This is a genomic window from Pseudanabaena sp. FACHB-2040 (assembly GCF_014696715.1).
GTDB lineage: Bacteria > Cyanobacteriota > Cyanobacteriia > Phormidesmidales > Phormidesmidaceae > JACVSF01.
In genome coordinates this window covers 1-1,544 of the sequence record NZ_JACJQO010000044.1, presented here as the reverse complement: position 1 = coordinate 1,544, position 1,544 = coordinate 1, and the positions used below count along the sequence as shown (strand labels likewise).

Annotated in this window: 1 rRNA gene; it reads right to left on the bottom strand. The window is 53.9% G+C overall.

Annotation, left to right across the window (positions count from 1 at the left end):
• Nucleotides 1-14 precede the first annotated feature (14 nt).
• Nucleotides 15-1,506 (bottom strand): 16S ribosomal RNA (locus H6G13_RS28250).
• Nucleotides 1,507-1,544: the final 38 nt, after the last annotated feature.

The following is a 1,544-nucleotide window of genomic DNA, read 5'->3' as shown; positions in this document are numbered from 1 at the left end:
GGTAGGTCTCCCTAAAAGGAGGTGATCCAGCCACACCTTCCGGTACGGCTACCTTGTTACGACTTCACCCCAGTCATCAGCCCTGCCTTCGGCGCCCTCCTCCTCGAAAGGTTAGAGTAACGACTTCGGGCGTGGCCAACTCCCATGGTGTGACGGGCGGTGTGTACAAGGCCCGGGAACGTATTCACCGCAGTATGCTGACCTGCGATTACTAGCGATTCCGCCTTCATGCAGGCGAGTTGCAGCCTGCAATCTGAACTGTGCCTCGGTTTATGAGATTTGCGCACCATCGCTGGTTGGCTGCTCTTTGTCCGAAGCATTGTAGTACGTGTGTAGCCCAGGACGTAAGGGGCATGATGACTTGACGTCATCCACACCTTCCTCCGGTTTGTCACCGGCAGTCTCTCTAAAGTGCCCAACTTAATGCTGGCAACTAGAAACGTGGGTTGCGCTCGTTGCGGGACTTAACCCAACATCTCACGACACGAGCTGACGACAGCCATGCACCACCTGTCTCCGCGCTCCCGAAGGCACTCCTCCATCTCTAGAGGATTCGCGGGATGTCAAACCCTGGTAAGGTTCTTCGCGTTGCATCGAATTAAACCACATACTCCACCGCTTGTGCGGGCCCCCGTCAATTCCTTTGAGTTTCACACTTGCGTGCGTACTCCCCAGGCGGGATACTTAACGCGTTAGCTTCGGTACTGAACGGGTCGATACGCCCAACACCTAGTATCCATCGTTTACAGCTAGGACTACAGGGGTATCTAATCCCTTTCGCTCCCCTAGCTTTCGTCCCTCAGTGTCAGTCATGGCCCAGTAGAGCGCCTTCGCCACTGGTGTTCTTCCAGATATCTACGCATTTCACCGCTACACCTGGAATTCCCTCTACCCCTACCATACTCAAGTCATTCAGTTTCTTCCGCCGACATAGAGTTGAGCTCCATAATTTGACAAAAGACTTGATTGACCACCTACGGACGCTTTACGCCCAATAATTCCGGATAACGCTTGCCTCCTCCGTCTTACCGCGGCTGCTGGCACGGAGTTAGCCGAGGCTTATTCCTCTGGTACCGTCAGTTCTTCTTCCCAGAGAAAAGAGGTTTACAACCCGAAAGCCTTCCTCCCTCACGCGGCGTTGCTCCGTCAGGGTTGCCCCCATTGCGGAAAATTCCCCACTGCTGCCTCCCGTAGGAGTCTGGGCCGTGTCTCAGTCCCAGTGTGGCTGTCCATCCTCTTAGACCAGCTACAGATCGTCGCCTTGGTGAGCCCTTACCTCACCAACTAGCTAATCTGACGCGAGTTCATCTACAGGCAGTTAACCTTTCACCTCTCGGCACATCCGGTATTAGCATCAGTTTCCCAATGTTGTCCCAGACCTATAGGCAGATCCTCACGCGTTACTCACCCGTCCGCCACTAAATGCTCGAAAGCATTCCGTTCGACTTGCATGTGTTAAGCACGCCGCCAGCGTTCATCCTGAGCCAGGATCAAACTCTCCATAATAGAAAATTCGAACCAGATGCTCTCATCCGGTTAACTCT